Annotated in this window: 22 protein-coding genes; 14 read left to right on the top strand and 8 right to left on the bottom strand. The window is 68.8% G+C overall.

The window, feature by feature from the left end; all coding sequences use genetic code 11:
- The first annotated feature begins 57 nt into the window (after positions 1 to 57).
- Positions 58 to 483, top strand: coding sequence for a hypothetical protein (locus tag ACHZD8_RS10740; protein WP_394770423.1), 426 nt, complete (start codon positions 58 to 60; stop codon positions 481 to 483).
- 10 nt (positions 484 to 493) lie between these two features.
- A complete protein-coding gene (locus ACHZD8_RS10735) occupies positions 494 to 997 on the top strand; it encodes a DUF427 domain-containing protein (protein ID WP_394770422.1) in 504 nt (167 codons plus the stop codon).
- Positions 998 to 1,005: 8 nt separating this feature from the next.
- On the opposite strand, the gene ACHZD8_RS10730 is transcribed toward ACHZD8_RS10735, so the two are convergent.
- Positions 1,006 to 1,131, bottom strand: coding sequence for a hypothetical protein (locus ACHZD8_RS10730; RefSeq protein WP_394770421.1), 126 nt, complete (start codon positions 1,129 to 1,131; stop codon positions 1,006 to 1,008).
- 213 nt (positions 1,132 to 1,344) lie between these two features.
- Between ACHZD8_RS10730 and ACHZD8_RS10725 the strand changes: the two genes are divergently transcribed.
- Positions 1,345 to 2,292 carry an SDR family oxidoreductase gene (locus tag ACHZD8_RS10725; protein ID WP_394770420.1) on the top strand — a complete coding sequence of 316 codons (948 nt, stop codon included), beginning with the start codon at positions 1,345 to 1,347 and terminating at the stop codon, positions 2,290 to 2,292.
- A gap of 14 nt (positions 2,293 to 2,306) precedes the next feature.
- Here the strand turns inward: ACHZD8_RS10725 and ACHZD8_RS10720 are convergent, their stop codons facing one another.
- Both ACHZD8_RS10720 and ACHZD8_RS10715 read right to left on the bottom strand, forming a co-directional pair.
- Entirely contained in the window at positions 2,307 to 2,627 is a 321-nt protein-coding gene (locus tag ACHZD8_RS10720) for a hypothetical protein (protein ID WP_394770419.1), read from the bottom strand.
- 388 nt (positions 2,628 to 3,015) lie between these two features.
- On the bottom strand, positions 3,016 to 4,248 hold the full coding sequence (locus ACHZD8_RS10715) for an MFS transporter (RefSeq protein ID WP_394770418.1): 1,233 nt from the start codon (positions 4,246 to 4,248) through the stop codon (positions 3,016 to 3,018).
- Between the two features lie 57 nt (positions 4,249 to 4,305).
- Here ACHZD8_RS10715 and ACHZD8_RS10710 point away from each other — a divergent pair, with 57 nt between their 5' ends.
- Positions 4,306 to 4,635 (top strand): ArsR/SmtB family transcription factor, encoded by a 330-nt coding sequence (locus ACHZD8_RS10710; protein WP_394770417.1) that lies wholly within the window; start codon positions 4,306 to 4,308, stop codon positions 4,633 to 4,635.
- A 19-nt stretch (positions 4,636 to 4,654) separates the two neighbouring features.
- Here ACHZD8_RS10710 and ACHZD8_RS10705 read toward each other — a convergent pair whose 3' ends face one another.
- Entirely contained in the window at positions 4,655 to 6,061 is a 1,407-nt protein-coding gene (locus ACHZD8_RS10705) for an LLM class flavin-dependent oxidoreductase (protein ID WP_394770416.1), read from the bottom strand.
- Positions 6,062 to 6,157: 96 nt separating this feature from the next.
- Between ACHZD8_RS10705 and ACHZD8_RS10700 the strand changes: the two genes are divergently transcribed.
- Positions 6,158 to 6,607 (top strand): nitroreductase family deazaflavin-dependent oxidoreductase, encoded by a 450-nt coding sequence (locus ACHZD8_RS10700; protein WP_394770415.1) that lies wholly within the window; start codon positions 6,158 to 6,160, stop codon positions 6,605 to 6,607.
- A 10-nt stretch (positions 6,608 to 6,617) separates the two neighbouring features.
- Here ACHZD8_RS10700 and ACHZD8_RS10695 read toward each other — a convergent pair whose 3' ends face one another.
- Positions 6,618 to 7,100, bottom strand: coding sequence for an SRPBCC family protein (locus ACHZD8_RS10695; RefSeq protein ID WP_394770414.1), 483 nt, complete (start codon positions 7,098 to 7,100; stop codon positions 6,618 to 6,620).
- Positions 7,097 to 7,435, bottom strand: coding sequence for an ArsR/SmtB family transcription factor (locus tag ACHZD8_RS10690; RefSeq protein ID WP_394770413.1), 339 nt, complete (start codon positions 7,433 to 7,435; stop codon positions 7,097 to 7,099). Before ACHZD8_RS10690 ends, ACHZD8_RS10695 begins: the two co-directional genes overlap by 4 nt.
- A 203-nt stretch (positions 7,436 to 7,638) precedes the next feature.
- Here ACHZD8_RS10690 and ACHZD8_RS10685 point away from each other — a divergent pair, with 203 nt between their 5' ends.
- The 7 genes from ACHZD8_RS10685 (at position 7,639) to ACHZD8_RS10655 (ending at position 15,459) form a co-directional block, all read left to right on the top strand.
- Entirely contained in the window at positions 7,639 to 9,111 is a 1,473-nt protein-coding gene (locus tag ACHZD8_RS10685; protein WP_394770412.1) for a DHA2 family efflux MFS transporter permease subunit, read from the top strand.
- 162 nt (positions 9,112 to 9,273) lie between these two features.
- Positions 9,274 to 9,915, top strand: coding sequence for an ABC transporter permease (locus tag ACHZD8_RS10680; protein ID WP_394770411.1), 642 nt, complete (start codon positions 9,274 to 9,276; stop codon positions 9,913 to 9,915).
- Positions 9,908 to 11,164 carry an ATP-binding cassette domain-containing protein gene (locus tag ACHZD8_RS10675; protein ID WP_394770410.1) on the top strand — a complete coding sequence of 419 codons (1,257 nt, stop codon included), beginning with the start codon at positions 9,908 to 9,910 and terminating at the stop codon, positions 11,162 to 11,164. The genes ACHZD8_RS10680 and ACHZD8_RS10675 overlap by 8 nt, the downstream gene beginning before the upstream one ends.
- Positions 11,157 to 11,930, top strand: a complete 774-nt coding sequence (locus ACHZD8_RS10670; protein ID WP_394770409.1) for an ABC transporter permease — start codon at positions 11,157 to 11,159, stop codon at positions 11,928 to 11,930. The genes ACHZD8_RS10675 and ACHZD8_RS10670 overlap by 8 nt, the downstream gene beginning before the upstream one ends.
- A gap of 4 nt (positions 11,931 to 11,934) precedes the next feature.
- On the top strand, positions 11,935 to 12,933 hold the full coding sequence (locus tag ACHZD8_RS10665; RefSeq protein WP_394770408.1) for a glycine betaine ABC transporter substrate-binding protein: 999 nt from the start codon (positions 11,935 to 11,937) through the stop codon (positions 12,931 to 12,933).
- 31 nt (positions 12,934 to 12,964) lie between these two features.
- Positions 12,965 to 13,954 (top strand): LLM class F420-dependent oxidoreductase, encoded by a 990-nt coding sequence (locus ACHZD8_RS10660; protein ID WP_394770407.1) that lies wholly within the window; start codon positions 12,965 to 12,967, stop codon positions 13,952 to 13,954.
- Between the two features lie 44 nt (positions 13,955 to 13,998).
- Positions 13,999 to 15,459: a serine hydrolase domain-containing protein gene (locus tag ACHZD8_RS10655; RefSeq protein WP_394770406.1), complete on the top strand. Its 1,461-nt coding sequence runs from the start codon at positions 13,999 to 14,001 to the stop codon at positions 15,457 to 15,459.
- Here the strand turns inward: ACHZD8_RS10655 and ACHZD8_RS10650 are convergent.
- Complete coding sequence (locus tag ACHZD8_RS10650; protein WP_394770405.1) at positions 15,456 to 16,097, bottom strand: hypothetical protein; 642 nt, start codon at positions 16,095 to 16,097, stop codon at positions 15,456 to 15,458. The genes ACHZD8_RS10655 and ACHZD8_RS10650 overlap by 4 nt on opposite strands.
- A gap of 223 nt (positions 16,098 to 16,320) precedes the next feature.
- Here ACHZD8_RS10650 and ACHZD8_RS10645 point away from each other — a divergent pair, with 223 nt between their 5' ends.
- Complete coding sequence (locus tag ACHZD8_RS10645) at positions 16,321 to 17,565, top strand: acyl-CoA dehydrogenase family protein (protein WP_394770404.1); 1,245 nt, start codon at positions 16,321 to 16,323, stop codon at positions 17,563 to 17,565.
- A gap of 39 nt (positions 17,566 to 17,604) precedes the next feature.
- Positions 17,605 to 18,657: a zinc-binding dehydrogenase gene (locus ACHZD8_RS10640; RefSeq protein ID WP_394770403.1), complete on the top strand. Its 1,053-nt coding sequence runs from the start codon at positions 17,605 to 17,607 to the stop codon at positions 18,655 to 18,657.
- On the opposite strand, the gene acs is transcribed toward ACHZD8_RS10640, so the two are convergent.
- Positions 18,654 to 20,633: an acetate--CoA ligase gene (acs, locus tag ACHZD8_RS10635; RefSeq protein WP_394770402.1), complete on the bottom strand. Its 1,980-nt coding sequence runs from the start codon at positions 20,631 to 20,633 to the stop codon at positions 18,654 to 18,656. The genes ACHZD8_RS10640 and acs overlap by 4 nt on opposite strands.
- Positions 20,634 to 20,701 lie beyond the last annotated feature (68 nt).

Raw genomic sequence — 20,701 nt, 5'->3', positions numbered from 1 at the left:
CCGGTCACGGGACCTTCGACCTCGCCCGGTGAGCGGGCTCGACCTAGCGTGTCGCGCATGGGAATACAGCGATTCGCCTCGGCCGGACTCCTCCTGGTCGGATTCGTCAACCTCGTCTCCTCCGTCGCCGGAGGCGCGGGCGTGCTCCTGACGAACGGACTCGGGATGCCGATGTCCTGGCTCGACGGCACGCCATTCGATTCCTACCTGTGGCCCGGAGTAATCCTGCTCGCGGTGGTGGGTGGCACCCAGGCACTGGCGGTGGTGCTGCAGTTGCGCAGGAGCAGGTTCGCCTGTGCCGCGGCAGCCGTCGCGGGCTTCGGAATGATCATCTGGATCTACGTCGAGGTCACCATCCTGCCCTTCTTCCACTGGCTGCAGCCCACCTTCTTCGCGACGGGAACCGTGCAGGTGGTGCTCGCCCTGCTCGCCCTCGGCGCGCTTCCCGCCCGCGCCCAGCACAATCCCGGCCGGGCCGCGTAAGAATGTGCGTGTGACCAGAGCAGCCATCCGCAGAATCGAACCGCAACCCGGCCAGGAATCGGTGTGGGACTACCCACGCCCGCCTCGGGTGGAACCGACCACCGAGCGGGTGGTGATCCGATTCGGCGGCGAGACCATCGTGGACACCACCGACGCCGTGCGGGTGCTCGAGACGAGCCATCCGCCGGTGTACTACCTGCCTCGCTCCGCGTTCGCCCCTGGCGTCCTCGTGCCGGCGCCGGGCGCCAGCTTCTGCGAGTTCAAGGGTGCGGCCGCATACCTGACCGTGCGCAGCGGCTCGCACGAAGCCGTCGCGGCGGCCTGGTTCTACCCCCGGCCGACTCCGGGCTTCGAGTCTCTCGCCGACCGGGTGGCCGTCTACCCCTCGGCGATGGACTCCTGCGAGGTGGCGGGCGAGCGGGTGACGGCCCAGGCCGGAGACTTCTACGGCGGCTGGATCACCTCCAGGGTCGTCGGGCCGTTCAAGGGGGAACCGGGCACGCTCGGCTGGTGATCCGGCGCTCAGCGGCGTCGCGCGGGAGACTTGCGGCGATTGCGGGTGAGCACGAAGGCGACCGCGCCGGTGGATGCGGCTCCGAGGGTGAGAGCCAGGCCCAGCCAGAGCACCAGCGGCAGGTAGTCGTTCATTCGGTGCCTAGCGGTCGGGCCGAGGTCGGCGGCAGGACGGGTGCCGCCCGAGCGTTCGGATTGCGACAATCATAGGGCCACTAATATTCACCACGCGGTTTTATACACGTTGTGTTGCGTAAATCCGATGTCGCCGCGCGCTCGTGCGTCGCGCGCCCGACCGCACGACAGTCGGTAGCATCCAAGGGGCAGTCGATCCACGGGGGAAGAAAAATGGCACGCACGGTGGCGGATGTCGCGGTTCCCGATCTCACCGGCACCTTCGCCGTGATCACCGGCGCCAACAGCGGGCTCGGATTCGGCCTCGCCGGTCGTTTCGCGCTGGCCGGCGCCGAGGTCGTTCTCGCGGTGCGCAACCGCCAGCGCGGAGTGGACGCCATCGCACGCCTGCACGCCGAGGTGCCGGGGGCGCAGCTGAGCATCCTCGATGTCGACCTCTCCTCCCTCGCGAGCGTCGCGGGGGCGGGGCGACGGCTCACCACCTTCGGTCGTCCGATCGACTTCCTGATCAACAATGCCGGACTCATGATGCCGCCCGCCCGCCAGGTGACCGCCGACGGCCTCGAGCTGCAGTTCGAGAGCAATCACCTCGGGCACTTCGCCCTGACGGCCCACCTGCTGCCGCTGCTCCGCGCGGCACCGGCGCCGCGCGTGCTCAGCCTGAGCAGCATCCTCGCGCGGTCGGGACGGCTCCACTGGAACGACCTGCAGAGCGAACGGCGCTACCGCCCTCAGCGGGCATACGGTCTCTCCAAGCTCGCCACACTCATGTTCGCTCGGGAACTCCAGCGCCGAAGCGTCGAGGCCGGCTGGGGCATCCGCAGCACCGCGGCTCACCCCGGCGCCACGATCACCAACCTACAGGTGACCGGCCCAACGCTCGGCGGATCGGGGTCGAAGACGCTGCAATCCCTCAACGAGGCGAGTCACCGCATCGGCTGGCTCTGGCAGGAGGTGCCGCAGGGCATCCTCCCGGCGCTCTACGCGGCCACGAGTCCCGACGCCGTGGGCGGCGGCTACTACGGCCCGGGCGGCTTCGCCGAACTCACCGGCGCACCCGCGCCGGCGAGAGTCCCGCGGCGTGCCAGAAACGCGGCCGATGCCGCGCGGCTCTGGCGAGTGTCCGAGGAGCTCTCGGGCGTGGCCTACCCCACGGACTGAGCCGCGGGCGGGCGCTATTTCTTGAGCGCCCGGATGATGTGCGACAGCGCCTTGCCCGCGACGAGGGTGAGAGGGATGGACACCGCCATCAACGCCACGAGGTTGGGCTGGAATCGCGGTCCGTTGATTCCGCCGGTGTAGACGCCGATCGGGATCGTTGCGCCGCCGCCGCCCCCGCCGCCGGCCTCACGGGTCTCGCCCCCCTCGTCGCTGCCACCGCCGAATCCGAACCAGACGAGTGCGACCGGCACGACCTCCGCTCCGTCGATCGTCACCTTCTCGCCGTAGCTCGCCCTGATTCCCAGGGAGGTGACCAGTTTTCCGATTGATTCCACCAGATACGCCATGCAGCCGACCCTAGTCCGATACTTGCGGCGGGTTAAGGCCCAAACGCCCGAGCACGGGTTGTGCAGGACGTCCCGGCGCCTTGCGAGTGCCCGCCGCGCGAACTCCCGTTGTGCAGGACGGGTTGTGCAGGACAGCTCCGCCGTCCACGGGCGCCCGCCGCGCAGACCCTGGTTGTGCAGGACACGGTATGGAGGACATCTGAGGGATGGGGAGCCGGTGAGCAAAGCCCGCCTCACGAGCGACGCCTGGACAGCGGCTGTGCTGCACAAGCTGTGCTGCACAAGATGTCCTGCACAACCAGAGTCTGCGTGGTAGGCACCCACAGCACCGGTCACCGTCCTGCAGAACACGGCCCGACCGAAGCGGGCCGCACAACTAGGCGGCGAGTAGCGGCCGGGCGCCATCCACCTCGGCGGGCGACTCGACCACTCGTCGCGCCTGCCGCACGACGAGGCGATGACTGACCTCACCCACGACCAGGGCGAGCACGACAACGACTGCCGCGACCAGGGTGAGGTTGTGTACCCCCGCCGTCGAGATCGCCAGTCCGCCAAGCGGGCCGGAGAGGGCGATGCCGAAGAAGGTCGCCGAGGAGTTCCACGCGATCGCGCCCGGCGCGATCTCCACCACCCGGTGCTGCACGGCGAGGAGGGCCGCCCAGGCCGAGAGCCCCCAGACCGCGATGAGGATGCTTGCGCTCCACAGCGCGCCCCCGGCGAATGGCATGGCCACGAAGTCGGCGATCAGCACCACGACGGCGATGTTCAGCACGACGCGGTTGCCGAATCGGTCGGAGAGCGAACCGGCCAGCAGGTTGCCGATGGTGGCGAACAGCCCGTAGACGAAGAGCAGGAGGGCGAGCACGGTGCCGCTTCCGCCGGTCGCACGATCCTGCACGCTGCCGAAGAAGGTGTACCCGCTGTACTGGCCGGCCACGATGAGCAGCGTCGTCAGGAGCGTGACCGCGATCCGGCCGCTTGCCAGCGGGGCGAACCGCTCACGCGCGGTCTGGGCGGCGGGAAGCGGGATTCGTCGCAACAGGACCCCCGTGCCGACAACGACGATACCGCCGAGCGCCACGACGAACCACAGTGCCAGCTGCCACCCGCCGAGCGCGCCGATCGCCGTTCCGATCGGTGCGCCGAGCGCGGTTGCGGCGGTGAACCCCGCCGTGACCAGCGAGATCGCGCGGCCCTTGCGCCCGGGCGCCGCGATGGCGGCGGCGGATGCCGTGGCCGCCGGCACGAACGCCGCGGCCCCGATGCCGGTGATCACCCTCGCGACCATGACCAGGTCGAAGGTGGGCAGCACCGCCGTGAGAACGTTGCCGACGGTGACGAGGCCGAGTCCGGCGACCATGAGGGTCGTGCGCGAGACGCGACCGGTGACCATCGAGATGATCGGGGTGCCGATCGCGAAGACGAGGGCGTAGATGGTGATGAGCAGGCTCGCGCTGGTCTCGGTCACCCGAAGGCTCTGCGCGATACCCGGCAGGAGGCCGGCGATCACGAACCCTCCAGTGCCGACGACGAACGTCCCCGCCGCGAGGAGCAGGAGCCTGCCGGTGGTTTTCTCGCGCGCCGAAGGGTATTGTTTGATGGAGGTCATACCGTTGAGTGTATGCTTTAGTTTTATCTACGTCAAACTATTGGGGAGAGGAGTGCCGTGGAGAGCGAAGTTCTCGATCATCCCTCCGTCGACGAGATCGACCTGGTGGAGGTGCTCAAGGCCCTGAGCGATCCGGCGCGCCTGAGGCTCCTGGCCGTGATGGCCGACGGCGACTACCATCCGTGCCGTGCCGAGATCTACGACCTCGATCTGCACAAGTCGACGCTGTCGCACCACTTCAAGGTGATGCGCGAGGCGGGGGTCACCCTGACCCGGGTGACCGGCCGCAACCGCGAGACGCGCCTGCGCAAAGAGGACCTCGACGCCCGGTTCCCCGGACTCGTCGACTCTCTGATCGCCGGGGTGGCGAGGGAACGAACGGCCTGAGCCGACTACCTCGGGCCGACTACCTCGGCGAGGTTGACGCCGGGCCGCCCACGCGGAAGCTCGCGCCCTTGTGCTCAGTCGGCAGGTGGTCCCCCCGACCGTGCAGTTTGTTGCGCAGCGTCCCCTCCGCGTAGGCGTCAGGATAGACACCCCTCGCCCGCAGCACGGGGATCACGAACTCCACGACATCCTCGAAGGTGCCCGGCGTGATCGCGTAGGCCAGGTTGAAGCCGTCCACATCCGTCTCGTTCACCCACTCCTCGAGCTGGTCGGCGATCTCCTCGCCCGAGCCGACGATGAACGGCCCGAGCCCGCCGATGGCTCCGAGTCGCGCGATGTCGCGCACCTTCCACTCGCTGCCGTCCTCGTTGGCCTTCTGGAAGTTGGCCACCGTCGACTGGATGGCGTTGCTCTTGACGTTGCCGATCGGCTCGTCGAGGTCGTACTGGGAGAGGTCGATGCCCATCCAGCCCGACATGAACACCAGGGCGCCCTCCTCGCTCGCATAGCTGAGGTAGTCGGCGTGCTTGGCCTTCGCCTTCTCGGTGGTCTCGTCGGTGATGATCGTGAGAAGCGTGTAGATCTTCGCGGAGTATCGATCGCGACCGGCGGTCTCGAGGGCATCCCGGATCTTCTTCACCGTCTCCTTGAGACCCGCCTTGGTCGAGGCCGCCACGAAGATCGCCTCGGCGTTGCCCGCCGCGAACGCGATGCCGCGCGGGCTCGCGCCGGCCTGGTAGATCACCGGCGTACGCTGGGTCGACGGCTCGGAGAGGTGGATGCCCGGAACCGTGAAGTTCTTGCCCTTGTGGCCGATCTCGTGCACCTTGCTGGGGTCGGTGAACACGCCGGTCTCGCGGTTGCGGATGACGGCGTCGTCCTCCCAGGATCCCTCCCAGAGCTTGTAGAGCACCTCGAGGTACTCGTCGGCGACGTCGTAACGGTCGTCGTGCTCGAGCTGGTCCTCGTGGCCCATGTTGCGCGCTGCAGACGGGAGGTAGCCGGTGACGACGTTCCAGCCGACGCGCCCGTTGGTGAGGTGGTCGAGCGTGGACATGCGACGGGCGAACGGGTACGGATGCTCGTAGGCGGTTCCCGCCGTGATGCCGAAGCCGAGGTGGTCGGTGACGAGCGCCATCGCCGAGACGAGGAGTACCGGGTCGTTGACGGGAACCTGGGCACCGTGACGGATCGCCGCCTCGTTGGATCCGCCGTAGACGTCATAGGTGCCGAGCACGTCGGCGATGAAGATCCCGTCGAACGTGCCCTGCTCGAGGAGCTTGGCCAGTTCGGTCCAGTAGGTGAGGTCCTTGTAGCGCCAGGACTGGTCGTCTGGGTGGCGCCACATTCCCGAGGACTGGTGCGCGACGCAGTTCATGTCGAAGGCGTTGAAACGAATCTGGCGCTGCGTGTTCTGGGAGGGCATGAGACCATCGTGAGGGGCACGCGGCCGAAAGCGCAGCGGGGCCGCAATACGGAGTAACAGTAGCGACGCGCGGAACGTCGCGGGGAAGGGAACGACATGCCTCTGACCGGAGAATACCAACGGGGTACGGCGGACTGGGCCTCGCGCCAGGTCGACCTCTACGAGAGCTCGGGCGGCACCGAGGGCACGACGCTTCGCGGCATGCCCGTCGTCGTGCTCACGACCGTCGGCGCGAAGAGCGGCAAACTGCGCAAGACGCCGCTCATGCGGGTGGAACACGACGGGGACTACGCGGTCGTCGCCTCCCTCGGTGGCGCTCCCAAGCATCCGGTCTGGTACTTCAACCTGCTGGCCAACCCGCGGGTAGAGTTGCAGGACGGGCCGGTCAAGGGCGACTTCGTCGCCCGCGAGCTCTCGGGCGACGAGCGGTCGGTCTGGTGGGACCGCGCGGTCGCGGCCTACCCCGAGTACGCGTCGTACCAGGAGCACACGTCACGCGTCATCCCGGTGTTCGTGCTCACGCCGGTCGAAGACGACAAGGCCTGACCGGCTCCGGTCAGCGTGCGGAGACGGACTGCAGCAGTTCGTCCATGCGTTCGAATCCCTCGGTGACGCCGCTCTCCATGCCGCCGGCCGCCATGGCGTCCCGGTCCTCGACCGCCTGGTAGACGGCGTGGATCCTGACCCGGCTGCGCTCGCCGAGGTCGTCGAAGTCGATGGATTCGAGGCTCACATGGCCCGGGGCGCCGTCGAACTCGAAGGTCCACAGGAGGTGCTCCCCCGGGGTGACGGCGTGGAACACGCCATGGAACGCGTATTCGGTGCCGTCGGCGTCGCGGTTGAGAAAGCCCCAGGAGCCTCCCGCACGAACATCCCAGTTCGTGAGGTCCATGCTGAGACGCCGCGGCCCCATCCACTGGGTGACCAGCGCCGCATCGGTGTACGCCCGGTAGACCTGCTCGCGGGGAGCGTCGAACTCGCGCACGATGTCGAGGAACGGCGTGCCGGGCTGGGCGGTGATGGTGGTGGGATTGGTCATGATTCCTTCTCCTTCAGGGTGTCGAGAACGGTGTCGAGACGGCGGTACTGCCGCTCGGCGATGAGCCGATAGGTGTCGATCCAGGCGGTGAGCGACTCGAGGGCCGCCGGGGCGAGGTGGCACGGTCGACGCTGCCCCTCCCGGGTGCGCGTGATGAGGCCCGCGGCCTCCAACACCTGGATGTGCCTCGACACCGCCTGCTTGCTGATGGCAAACGGCTCGGCCAGCTCATTCACTGTCGCTTCTCCGCGCGAGAGGCGCGCGATCAGGCTGCGCCGCACCGGGTCGGCGAGCGCCAGGAATGCCCGGTCGAGCCGGGCCTCGCTCTCGTCCACGTTAATCAACCTATCTGTTTATCAACCACTTGATTGATTATATCAAGGTACGACGCAGACGGTCCCGTTTCAAGAGGCGAAGATGGGCGAAACAATTCGGATGTCGGTGGAATAAAGCAGGCTGTCCGAGCGCTCGACTTAGCAACGCCCTCCCCCACACTTCTCACTTCGCGACACCCAGACCTCTTCCGACGGGACCCTTGATGACCGAAACCTCCGTTTCCCTCACCGCCTCCGAGACGCCGGGCGGGGCCCAGTCGATCGACGCGCGCAACCGGCTCGTGATCACCCTGCTGCTGATCTCGACCTTCGTGGTGATCCTGAACGAGACCATCATGGGCGTGGCCCTGCCGAGTCTCATGAGGGACCTCGGCATCCCGGCGAGCTCGGCCCAGTGGCTCACCGCGGCCTTCATGCTCACCATGGCCGTCGTGATCCCGATCACCGGCTTCCTGCTTCAGCGGTTCAACACGCGGCCCCTCTTCATCACCGCGATGAGCCTGTTCAGCGCCGGAACCCTCATCGCCGCGGTCTCCCCCGGCTTCGAGGTGCTGCTCCTCGCCCGGATCGTGCAGGCGACCGGCACGGCGATCATGTTCCCGCTGCTCATCACCACCGTCATCACCCTCGTGCCGCCGGCGACCCGCGGACGCATGATGGGCAACATCTCCATCGTGATCTCGGTCGCGCCGGCGATCGGCCCCACCATCTCCGGACTCATCCTCACGGTGCTCGACTGGCGGTGGATGTTCATCATCGTGCTGCCGATCGCCGTCGTCTCTCTGATCGTGGGCGGCAGTCTCATGAAGAACGTGACCGTGCCCCGTAAGACGCGTGTCGATTCGCTCTCGGTCGTTCTCTCCGCCGTCGGATTCGGCGGACTCGTCTACGGACTCAGCACGATCAGCACCGCGACCAGCCCGCTGCAGTCCTGGCTGCCGCTCGGCCTCGGCCTCGTCTCCCTCGCGGTGTTCGTGCTGCGCCAGCTTCGACTGCAACGGGGCGACCGGGCGCTGCTCGACCTGCGCACCTTCACCTCGACCACCTTCACGTTCTCGATCGTGATGTTCGCGATCAGCATGATGGCGCTCTTCGGCACCCTGATCCTGCTGCCCATCTACATGCAGACCGTGCTGGGAATCGACACGCTCACCGCCGGCCTCCTGCTGCTTCCCGGCGGTCTCATCATGGGTCTCCTCGCCCCGTGGGTCGGCCGCATCTACGACCGCATCGGCCCGACGGCGCTGCTCGTCACCGGCTCGGTCATCGTCAGCGCCGTGCTCTGGTCGATGACCCTGCTCGACGCCAACTCCTCGATCTGGATGGTGCTCGCCGCCCACATCGCGCTGAGCATCGGCCTCGCGCTGCTCTTCACGCCGCTGTTCACCGCCAGCCTCGCCGCGGTGCGCCCGCAGCTCTACTCGCACGGCAGCGCGATCGTCGGCACGGTTCAGCAGCTCGCCGGCGCGGCAGGCACCGCCCTGTTCGTCTCGGTGATGTCGTCGCAGGCCCTGCGACGCCTGGCCGAGGGCTCGACTCAGGCCGAGGCGACCGCCTCGGGAGTGCACACCGCGCTGCTCTACGGTGCGGCGATCTCGGTGTTCGCGATCCCCGCGGCGTTCTTCATCCGCAAGACGGCACTGCCAGAAGGCGCGGAGATTCCGGCCGGTCACTGACCCTTTCGACGCGAGTCTTAGAGCGATCTTCGATACGTGATGGGTACTTAAGTACATAAGTCAAATTCGAGTTCCCAGTAACGCTCGTTACAGTTGACGACGGCCCACCCCCCAAACGAGGGGTAGCGGTTTCACGATCTGAAACCGAATGGGCGGTATGTTGTGTGGGATTTTCTGAAGAGTCATCGTGACCAGATCGCGTTTGCGTCCTGGCAACACGTGAGCCTCGTGGTGCAGTGCCTCGTGTTGGCCACTGTCATCGCCGTCGCACTGGCCGCGCTCGTGCATCGCAGCCGCCTGCTCAGCTCCATCGCCAACAGCGTCTCGGCGATCGGGCTCACCATCCCGGCCTTCGCTCTCGTCGGCCTGCTGATCGCGCCCCTGGGCTTCGGCGTGCCCCCGGCCGTCGCGGTCGTCACCTTCTTCGCCGCGCTGCCGATCCTGCGCAACGCGGTCGTCGGGCTCACGGGCATCGACCCGTCCATCGTCGAGTCCGCCCGCGGCGTCGGCATGAGCCGCGCGCGCACCTTCCTTCGGGTGGAACTCCCGCTCGCCTGGCCGGTGATCCTCGGCGGCATCCGGGTCTCCGCCCAGATGGTGATGGGGATCGCGGCGGTCGCCGCCTACGTGCTCGGACCCGGCCTCGGCGGATTCATCTTCTCCGGTCTTTCCCGGCTCGGCGGCGCCAACTCTCTCGAATCCGTACTCACCGGCGTCATCGGCGTCGTCGTGCTCGCCCTCCTGCTCGACCTCCTCCTCATCGGCCTCGGCCGTCTGACCACACCTAGGGGCATCCGTGTCTGAAACACTCACCACTGAGAATCCGCCCGTCGACGTCACCGTCAGCGGCAAGTCGATCCTGCTCGAGGGCGTCACCAAGCGCTACCCGGGGCAGGCGACGCCCGCGGTCGACGGCATCACGCTCGAGATCCCGGCCGGCAAGATCGTGATGCTGGTCGGCCCGTCCGGCTGCGGCAAGACGACCACGCTCAAGATGATCAACCGGCTGATCGAGCCGACCGGTGGACGCATCGTGCTCGGGGACGAGGACGTGACCGACATCGACGGAGACGAGCTTCGCCGCCGCATCGGCTACGTCATCCAGGCCGGCGGGCTGTTCCCGCACCTGACCGTCGCGGCCAACATCGCGATCGTGCCGAAGATGCTCGGCTGGAACAAGGCGCGCATCGCGGCCCGCGTCGACGAACTGCTCGAACTCGTCTCGCTGGACCCCACGGTGTACCGCAATCGGTTCCCCAAGGAGCTGTCCGGCGGACAGCAGCAGCGCGTGGGCGTCGCCCGCGCCCTCGCCGGCGACCCGCCCGTGCTTCTCATGGACGAGCCATTCGGCACCGTCGACCCGATCACGCGCCAACGTCTCCAGGATGAGCTGTTGCGCATCCAGGAGGAGGTGCAGAAGACGATCGTGATCGTCACCCACGACTTCGACGAGGCCGTGAAGCTCGGCGACTGGATCGTCGTGTTCTCCGATGGCGCCCACATCGTGCAGTACGACACCCCCGAGCGGATCCTCGCCGAGCCGGCCAACGAGTTTGTGGAGAACTTCATCGGATCCGGTGCCGGCCTCAAGCAGCTGACCCTCCGTCGGGTGAGCGACGCCACGCTCGCCTCGGCGGTCATCGGCCGCCCCGGGGAGGCGGGCGCCGCGGTGCTCGCCCGCACCGTGGAGGCTGGGCACAACCATGCCGTGATCGTGGACGACCGTGAGCGGCCGATCCAGTGGCTCTCCCGCCGCCAGATGTCCAGGCTCGAGACGATCGGCTCGGTTGCCGAGGCCGGCCTGCCCGTCGTCGGCAGCCGGGCGACCCTGAACGATGCGCTCGACACCATGCTCGTCTCGAGCGCGGGCGCCGCGCTCGTCACCGGTCGCCGAGACCGCTTCCTCGGCGTCATCGACGTCGAGACCGTGATGGACGCCATCACCTCGGCCCGGGCCTCCGCCGCGGAGAACGCGGCCTCCCCCACGGGCACCAATTCGGGCAGCATCCCCCTCGTCGAGGCGGCCGTGAGTGTCGCGGCGACCGATGAGTAGCGCCACCGCCACGGTCGAGACCCGGGTACTGTCGGCCGGCGGCGCGTCGTCGTGGAAGGGCCTCGTCGCCCAGCCGCTCGCGATCCTCGTCGTGCTCGCCGGCTTCGCGCTCTGGCTCTCGCTCGCTCCCCTGACGCCCACCGAGCGGACGACGCTCGCACCGGGCATCCTCTGGAAGTCGGTGCTCGAGCACCTCTCCCTCACGTTCGTGTCCGCCCTGATCGTGCTGCTGATCGCCATCCCGCTCGGCGTGCTACTCACCCGCAAGAGCTTCCGCGCCCTCAGTGCCCCGATCCTCGCGATCGCGAACTTCGGCCAGGCCGCTCCGGCGATCGGACTCGTCGTGCTGCTGGCGATGTTCATCACCTCGGGCTACTGGGCCGCGATCACCGCCCTGGTGCTCTACGCGGCACTTCCGGTGCTGCGCAACACCATGATCGGCATCCGCGGCGTGGATGAGCGACTGGTCGAAGCGGGCCGCGGGATGGGCATGAGCTCCCTCGCGGTGCTCGTGAAGGTGGAACTGCCCCTCGCCGTGCCGGTCATGCTCGCGGGCATCCGCACCGCCCTCGTGCTGCTGGTCGGCACCGCCGCCCTCGCGGCGTTCGTGGACGGCGGCGGGCTCGGACTGCTCATCATCACGGGAGTCAATCTCTACCTCTACAGCGTGCTCGTCTCCGGCGCCCTGCTGATCGCCCTGCTCGCGCTGCTCGTCGACTGGCTCGGCCGCGTCGTGGAGCAGCTCGCTCGACCGAAGGGACTCTGACCCCATGACCACCCTCCGCACTCGCATCATCACCGCCACCGCCCTCGTCGGCGCCGGCCTGCTCGCCCTCACCGGCTGTGGCCTGAAGCCGGCCACCGCCTACGTGCCCGCGGTGGGGGCCGGATCGATCAAGCCGCTCGACCTTCCGAGTGGCGCCGCCCTCACCATCACCTCGAAGAACTTCACCGAGCAGCTGATCCTCGGCAAGATCGCCGTGATCGCGGCCAAGGCCGCCGGGTTCGCGGTCACCGACATGACGAACGTGCCGGGAACGGTGCCCGCCCGCAAGCTGATGACGTCGGGCGTCGCCGACATGACCTGGGAGTACACGGGCACGGCCTGGCTCACCTTCCTGGGCGCCGCGAAGGGCATTCCGGACCGGCAGGGCCAGTACCTCGCCGTGCGCGATGCCGACGCCAAGAACGGTCTGGCCTGGCTGAAGCCGGCCCCGCTCAACAACACCTACGCGCTGGCCGTGCGTGACGAGGCCAGAAGCAAGCTCGGCGACATCACCTCCCTCTCGCAGATCGCAAAGCTGCCGGTCGCCGACCGAACGTTCTGCGTGGAGTCGGAGTTCAACTCCCGCTCCGACGGCCTCACCCCCATGCTCAAGGCCTACGGCCTCAAGCGAGGGGATGACGCCAGCGTGCCAGACGGCAACGTGAAGGTCTTCGACACGGGCGCCGTCTACACCGCCGCCGACCGCGGCACCTGCAACTTCGGCGAGGTCTACACGACCGATGGCCGCATCAACAAGCTCGGCCTCACCGTGCTCAAGGACGACAAGGCGTTCTTCCCGGCGTACAACGTCGCCGCGGTGTTCAAGAGCTCGACGCTCAAGGAGTACCCCGGTCTCGCCGGGATCTTCGACAGGATCTCCCCCAGGATCACCGAGACGACCCTGCGAAAGCTCAACCTGCGGGTGGACGACGGCGGGGAGGAGCCCGCCGCGGTCGCCTACGACTTCATGGTGAAAAACGGATTCGTCACCGCGGCAGGCTGATTGGGCCGTCTTGTTTCGTAAGCTGGACAGCATGCGATTCGGACTCTTCATTCCCCAGGGCTGGCGTCATGACCTCGTCGGCATCGACCCAGCCGAGCAGTGGGGCGCGATGCATGCCCTCGCGCAACACGCGGATGCCGGGGAGTGGGAGTCGATCTGGGTCTACGACCACTTCCACACCGTGCCGGTTCCCTCCGAGCAGGCGACGCACGAGGCGTGGACGCTCATGTCGGCCTTCGCGGCCACCACCACCCGGGTGCGGCTCGGCCAGATGTGCACCTGCATGAGCTATCGCAACCCGGCCTACCTCGCCAAGGTCGCCGCCACCGTGGACATCATCTCGGGCGGACGCACCGAGATGGGAATCGGTGGGGGCTGGTACGAGCACGAGTGGCGCGCGTACGGCTTCGACTTTCCCAGCGTCGGCACGCGGCTCGGACGCCTGCGCGAGGGAGTCGACATCATGCGCCAGGCCTGGACCACGGGCTCCGCGACCCTCGACGGCACGCACTACCAGGTGGCCGGCGCCATCGTTCGCCCACTCCCGCTGCAACGCGGCGGCATCCCGATCTGGGTCGCCGGCGGCGGCGAGAAGGTGACCCTGCGCATCGCGGCCGAGTACGCGCAATACACGAACTTCGACGGGAGCCCCGAGGGCTTCGAGCACAAGAGCGCGATCCTCCGCGGCCACTGCGCGGATGCCGGAACCGACTTCGGAGCCATCACCCGGTCGGCCAACTACAACGTGATCGTCGGGCGCGACGAGGCAGAGGTCGCCGAACGCATCGCCGCCGTGCGGGCACGAGTGCTGCCGTACCTGGGCGCGGAGAAGACCGAGGCGTTCGTGGGCGAGTACACGGGCGGCGCCCTCGCGGTCGGAACTCCCGAGCAGGTGACCGAGCGGCTCGCCGACATGACCAGGCGCGGTCTCGACTACGGCATCTTCTACTTTCCGGAGGCGGCATACGACCGGTCCGGTCTCGAGCTTTTCGAGCGCGAGGTCATCCCGGCGCTGTCCTGACCTCCCCCTTCACCGTCGCGTCGATCACCTCTGGAGCCACCAGCATGCCCGCACTCCCCCGTAGCACGCCCGAGTCTCAGGGCATCGCGTCGACCGCGGTCGCCGACTTCGTCGCTGCCCTCCAGTCGACGGCGCACGACATCCACAGCCTCATGCTGGTGCGACACGGGAGCGTGGTCGCCGAGGGCTGGTGGCACCCCTACCGTGAGGATCGGCCGCATTCCCTGTTCTCGATCAGCAAGAGCTTCACCTCGACGGCGGTGGGCCTCGCGGTGGCGGATGGGCTCCTCTCCCTCGACGATTCCGTCGTGTCCCTGCTGCCGGGCGACGCCCCGGCCGTGGTCGGCGACAACCTCGCGGCCATGACGGTGCGAGACCTCCTGACGATGTCGACGGGCCATGCCGCTGACACCCTGGAGGCGATCGACCGCGGCGACGACGACAACTGGGCGCGCGCGATCCTCGCCGAGCCGGTGGTCCACACGCCGGGAACCGTGTTCGTCTACAACAGCGGCGCGACCTACCTGCTCTCCGCCATCCTGCAGAGGCTCACCGGGGAACGCCTGCTCGACTACCTCACCCCGCGCCTTTTCGCGCCGCTCGGCATCACGGGCGCCAGCTGGGAGACCTGCCCGCGCGGCATCGACGTGGGTGGCTGGGGCCTCGCCCTCACGACCGAGGACGTGGCCGCCTTCGGACAGCTCTACCTGCAGCGCGGCGAGTGGAACGGAGCGCAGCTCGTGCCGGCCGACTGGGTGGCCGCCGCGACCTCCGCCCAGGTTCCCAATGGGGATCCGACCGTGCCGGACGACTGGACCCAGGGCTACGGTTACCAGTTCTGGCGCAGCCAGCACGGTGCATACCGTGCGGACGGCGCCTTCGGCCAGCTCTGTTTCGTGCTGCAGGAGCAGGATGCCGTGCTGATGCTCACGAGCGGCCTCACCGAGGCGCTCCCGGCGCTGACCGCGCTCTGGGAGCACCTGCTCCCGGCCCTCGGAACCGACCGGCTCCCCGAGGACGAGGACGCCCAGCGTGCGCTCCTCGCGACCCTGGAGCACCTGGAACTGCCGCATCCCGTCGGCGGCACCGCGTCGGTGCCTGCCGTCGCCGATCGGGTCGCCGGAGTGCGATTCCGGCTCCCGGCCAACGACGCAGGGCTCGAATCGATCACCGTCGACCATTCGGCGGACCCGGTCGAGCTGAGGATCACCACCGTCGACGGGGAGACCGCGATCCGCTGCGGACGCGGCGAGTGGGTGGAGGGCGCCGCCCCATTCTTCGGAGGCGGCATCATGCGCTCCGACAGCACCCCGCTGGTTCCGGTCGCCGCCTCGGCCGCCTGGATCGACGAGACCACCTGGCGCGCACGGGTGCAGTACAGCAGCACGCCCTTCGCCCTCGAGTTCAGCCTGCGCTACGGGGACGGCGACGTGGCGGTGCACGTGACGCAGAGCGTCTCGTTCGGATCGACCGAGCTCGCCGAGGTCACCGGCCGGGCGGCCTAGAAACCGAAGTCCCCGCCGCCACCGAAGTCGCCCCCGCCGAAGTCGCCTCCTCCGAAGTCGCCGCCACTGTCGTAGCCGCCGTCGGCCGATGTCGTGTCGGCGCCGGCATCCGCTGCGCCGGAATCGTTGCCGGTGGAGTCGGCACCGCCGTCGGGCCCCTGCGCGTTCGCGCCGAAGTCGTTCGGCATGAAGGCGCTCACGAGGGCCGACCCGATCACATAACCGGCGACGCTGCCCAGCAGCGAGCTGCCGACCATGCTGCCGAAGCTCGGTCCGCCCTGGCCGGAACCGCCGAACGCCGAGGCGCCCAGGGTGCGGCTGAGCGTCCCGGGCTCGCGGAGTTCGGCCCGGGTCGCGGCCTTCGCGAGCGTCGCCGGCTCGGCATCGACCGGCCGCTCGGCGGCGCTGGCGTTCTCGGTGAGCTTGTCGAACAGGATGTCGCGCTGCTTGGGCGTGAGCTTGGCGAACGCCTCGGTGTGCACCTGCTCGATCGTCTCCGGTGGAGCCGTCCGCAACAGGTACTGGTAGCGCTCGACGGCGATCTCGTCTTCGGTGCGCGGTGCGGCCGGCGGGGCCGGTCGGCGCTGCGGTTCCGGGTCTTCGCGGCCCAGGAGTCTGTCAAGGAATCCCACGGTCATGCTCCTCATCACTCGGCGGACTGGTGCCACCAGCATCCCAGCCGTGCCTGATCGGGCGCTGCATTGTTCGCTCAGAGCACCGTCCCTCACGCCGAGCGCAACGTCGGCCGTCACGAACCGTCACGACCCGTCACACGCGGTCACCCCGGCAGGTGCGCCGGTCATCGCGGTTAGGTTTCGGCCACGGCCTCGGCCGGTCCACCGCACGCAAAGGAGAACCCCCATGACAGACACCGCTACCGTGGCCGCATCGCTCGACGACCGCTGGCTAGGCACCGAGCGCCCGACCGATGCCGCCGGCTGGCTCGTGCGCGCCCGAGAGGTCGCCGACATCCTCGCGTCCGATGCCGTCGAGCGCGACAACGCGAACGGAACCCCATACGCCGAGGTGCGAGTGCTCAAGCAGTCGGGACTCGTGACCCTGCTCGGCCCGACGGTGCACGGTGGAGGCGGGCAGACCTGGGACACCGCGTACCGGGTGATCCGCGAGGTCGCGAGGGGCGACGGATCCATCGGGCAGCTTCTCGGATACCACTACCTCTGGGCCTGGGCCGCCAGGCTCGTCGCCACCGACGAGCAGATCGCCGCCGTCGAGGAGCTCTACACCGTGGGCAACCTGCTCTTCGGCGGCGCGGTCAACCCCCGAGACAGCGACCTGATCGTGACCGAGGATGGCGACCAGCTCGTCTTCACCGGCCGCAAGTCGTTCTCCACCGGCGGGCAGGTCTCCGACCTGACGGTTCTCGAGGGAGTGCTCGACGGCACGGACACCCACATCTTCGCGATCGTGCCCACGGCCCAGCCCGGCATCGTCTTCGCCGGTGACTGGGACAACCTCGGCCAGCGCCTGACCGAGTCCGGATCGGTCGAGATCACGGGGGTGCGGGTCGACTGGGCCTCCGCGGCCGGTTTCGTGGGCAAGGTCTTCCAGCCGCTCACCTACAACACGCTCAACGTGCCGGCCATCCAGCTGGTGTTCGCCAACTTCTACCTCGGCATCGCGCAGGGTGCGCTCGAGACGGCGACCGCCTACACGCGTTCGAAATCGCGGGCCTGGCCGTACGGCGGTGACGACAAGCAGCGCGCGAGCGACGAGTGGTACATCCTCGAGGGCTACGGCCAGCTGCAGTCGAAGCTGTGGGCCGACGAGGCCCTCATCGACCGGGCGGGCGCGGAGATCAGCGCGGTGCTGCACGACGCGCGGGAGAACCTCACCGAGCGCCGTCGGGGCGAGATCGCGGTGCGGGTCGCCGCCGCCAAGCTCCGGATCGTCGAGGACGGTCTCGAGACCACGACGAAGGTCTTCGAGCTGACCGGGGCTCGGGCATCCGCAAACGCCGTCGGGCTGGACATCTTCTGGCGCAACCTGCGCACCCACAGCCTGCACGACCCGCTGCCGTACAAGAAGCGGGAGGTCGGCCAGTACGTGCTGCTGGGCGAGGTGCCCGAACCGAGCTGGTACACCTAACCGGCGGGCCGGACGCCGCGGGTGCGCGAGAATGAGGGCATGGCCGCCTCCTCCCCGCCCGCGGCACCCGGCGCAGACACCATGACGGCGGCGGTCACGACCGGCACCGGCGGCTACGACCGGCTCGTCGTCAGAAAGCTGCCCGTGCCGGTGCCCCGCGAGGGGGAGGTGCTGCTGCGGGTGCTGGCGGCCGGCATGAACAACACCGAGATCAACACCCGTCTCGGATGGTACTCGGCGGGCGGCTGGAACGCGGCGACCTCGTTCCCGCTGATCCAGGGCGCCGACTGCTGTGGCCGAATCGTCGCGGTCGGCCCCGGTGGAGACGAGTCTGCTCTCGGATCGCGGGTGATCGTGCGGGCCTGCATGCGTCCACACGGATTCGGCTCACCGGAGACGGTCTGGCTGGGAACGGATCTCGACGGCGCGTTCGCGCAGTTCGTCACGGTGCCCGCCCACGAGGTCTTCGCGGTCGAGTGCGACTGGAGCGACGCCGAGTTGGCGACGGTGCCGTGCTCCTACGGAACCGCCGAGAATATGGTTCACCGGGCCGGCATCGGCGAGGGCTCCCGGGTCCTGGTCACCGGCGCGTCCGGCGGTGTCGGCTCCGCGGTGGTGCAACTCGCCCGCCGGCGCGGAGCCCTGGTGACCGGCATCGCCGGCACGGCCAAGCACGATCGGGTTCGTGCCCTCGGCGCTCACGAGATGATCGGGCGCGACGTCGACCCGGTCGCCGTGCTCGGCGCGAACAGTTTCGACTTCGTCGTCGACAACGTGGCAGGCCCCCGCTTCCCGGCGATGCTCCAGCTGCTCCGGCGGGGCGGAACCTACGTCTCCTCCGGGGCGATCGGTGGCCCCATCGTCGAGCTCGACATGCGAGCCTTCTACCTGAAAGATCTCACCGTGGTCGGCTGCACGGCGTGGGACGAGCCGGTGTTCCCGAACGTCGTCTCCTACATCGAGCGGGGCGAGATCCGGCCCGTGCTGGCAAAGACCTTCCCGCTCGAGCAGATCGTCTCCGCCCAGCAGGAGTTCCTCGAGAAGTCGCAGGTGGGCAACTTCGTGCTGCTTCCGCCCGATCCTTCGTCCTAGGCGTTCCGCGCCGCCGCGACTATCGCGGCGATCCTGGCCGGCACCGACTCGTCCTGCAGCGAGGTCGTGTCGCCGAGCGCACGCCCATCCACGATGTCCGCGAGCAGCCTGCGCATGATCTTGCCGCTGCGGGTCTTCGGCAGATCGGGCACGACGAAGACGTCGCGGGGTCTCGCGATTGCCGCGATCTCGGTCGTGATGTGGGCACGCAGCCGGGCGGCGAGATCCCCAGGAACGTCGCTCGAGGCGATGACGAAGGCCGCGATGGCCTCCCCCGTCGTCGGGTCTGTCACGCCGACGACCCCGGCCTCGCCGACGAGCGGATGCGACACGAGAGCCGACTCGATCTCGATGGTGGAGAGCCGGTGGCCGGAGACGTTGATCACGTCGTCGACCCTACCGAGCAGCCAGATGTCGCCGTCGTCGTCGTACTTGGCGCCGTCCCCGGAGAAGAAGTAGCCCTGGCCGGAGAACCGGGTCCAGTAGGAGTCGCGGTAGCGGCCGGGGTCTCCCCACACGGTGCGCGCCATGCCGGGCCAGGTGCCATCGATCACGAGCAGCCCGCCGGAGCCGGGCGGCACCTCGTCTCCGTCGCCATCCACGACCAGGGCGCGAAGCCCCGGCAGGGCGCCGAGCGCCGAGCCCGGCTTGAGCGTGGAGATGCCGGGCAGGGGCGCCATCACGGCCGCCCCGGTCTCCGACTGCCACCAGGTGTCCACGATCGGGGCGCGGCTCCCGCCGATCTTCTCGTGGAACCAGACCCACGCCTCGGGGTTGATGGCCTCGCCCACCGAACCGAGGAGGCGGATGCTCGACAGGTCGTGCGCGTCCGGCACGCCCTCGGGGAACCAGGTCATGAACGTGCGGATGAGCGTGGGGGCGGTGTAGTAGGTCGTGACCCCGTAGCGCTCGATGATCTCGAAGTGGCGGGCCCGGTTGGGCGTGTTCGGGGTGCCCTCGTAGATGACCGAGGTGACGCCGTTGGAGAGCGGGCCGTAGAGCACGTAGCTGTGGGCGGTGACCCAGGCGAGATCCGCCGTGCACCAGTACACGTCGGTGTCCTTCGCGTCGAAGACGGCCCAGTGGCTCCAGGACGCATGCGTGAGGTAGCCGCCGGAGGTGTGGACCAGACCCTTCGGCCTGCCCGTCGTGCCGGAGGTGTAGATGATGAACAGCGGGGTCTCCGCGTCGAAGAACTCCGGCTCGTGCACGTCCCGGGCCGTGTCGACGACGTCTTGCCACCAGACGTCCCTGCCCGGCGTCCACGGCACCTCGCCGCCGGTGCGACGCACCACCAGCACGTGCTCCACTGACTCGATGCCGTCCACCGCGACATCCACCGCCGCCTTCACGGGCACGGCCGCCCCGCGTCGGTACTGCCCGTCGGTGGTGACGACGAGCTTCGCCCCGGTGTCTTCGACCCGGAATCGCAGGGCCTCGGCCGAGAAGCCGCCGAAGACGAGGGAGTGGATGGCGCCGATCCTGGCGATCGCGAGGGTGATGATCACGGTCTCCGGGATCACCGGGAGGTAGACGACCACCCGGTCGCCCTCCACGATCCCCAGCGCGGTGAGGGCGTTCGCCGCCCGGGACACCTCGCGCTGCAACTCCGCGTAGTCGATGCTGCGCCGGTCGCCCGGCTCCCCCTCGAAGTGGAACGCGACCTTCGACTCGTTGCCGGCCGCCACGTGGCGATCGACGCAGTTGACCGCCACGTTGAGCCAGCCGCCGGCGAACCACTCGGCGCGCGGAACGGATGCCTCCCCGCCGTCGCCCTCCCGGGTCGGCGCCCAGCTGTGGTCGGTGTGCCACGGCTGCGCCCAGTCCAGCCGCAGTGCCTGCTCGGCCCAGAATTCCACGGGGTCGCCCGGGGATGCCTCGAGCCACTCGGCGGTGACATTCGCGGTCTCGGCGAATCCGGCGGGCACCGGGTAGCGGCGGTCATCGGTGAGCAGGGTGCGAATCGTGTCTGACATCGCCTTCGACGCTAGCCGAGTCGCGCCGGAGTCCCGCGGGCGGCCGACACGGCGGGTAACAGTGGCCC

It is taken from the genome of Lacisediminihabitans sp. (genome assembly GCF_043726815.1).
Taxonomy (GTDB): domain Bacteria; phylum Actinomycetota; class Actinomycetes; order Actinomycetales; family Microbacteriaceae; genus Lacisediminihabitans.
Note: the sequence above shows the minus strand (reverse complement) of the source record. Positions and strands in the feature narration are given on the sequence as shown.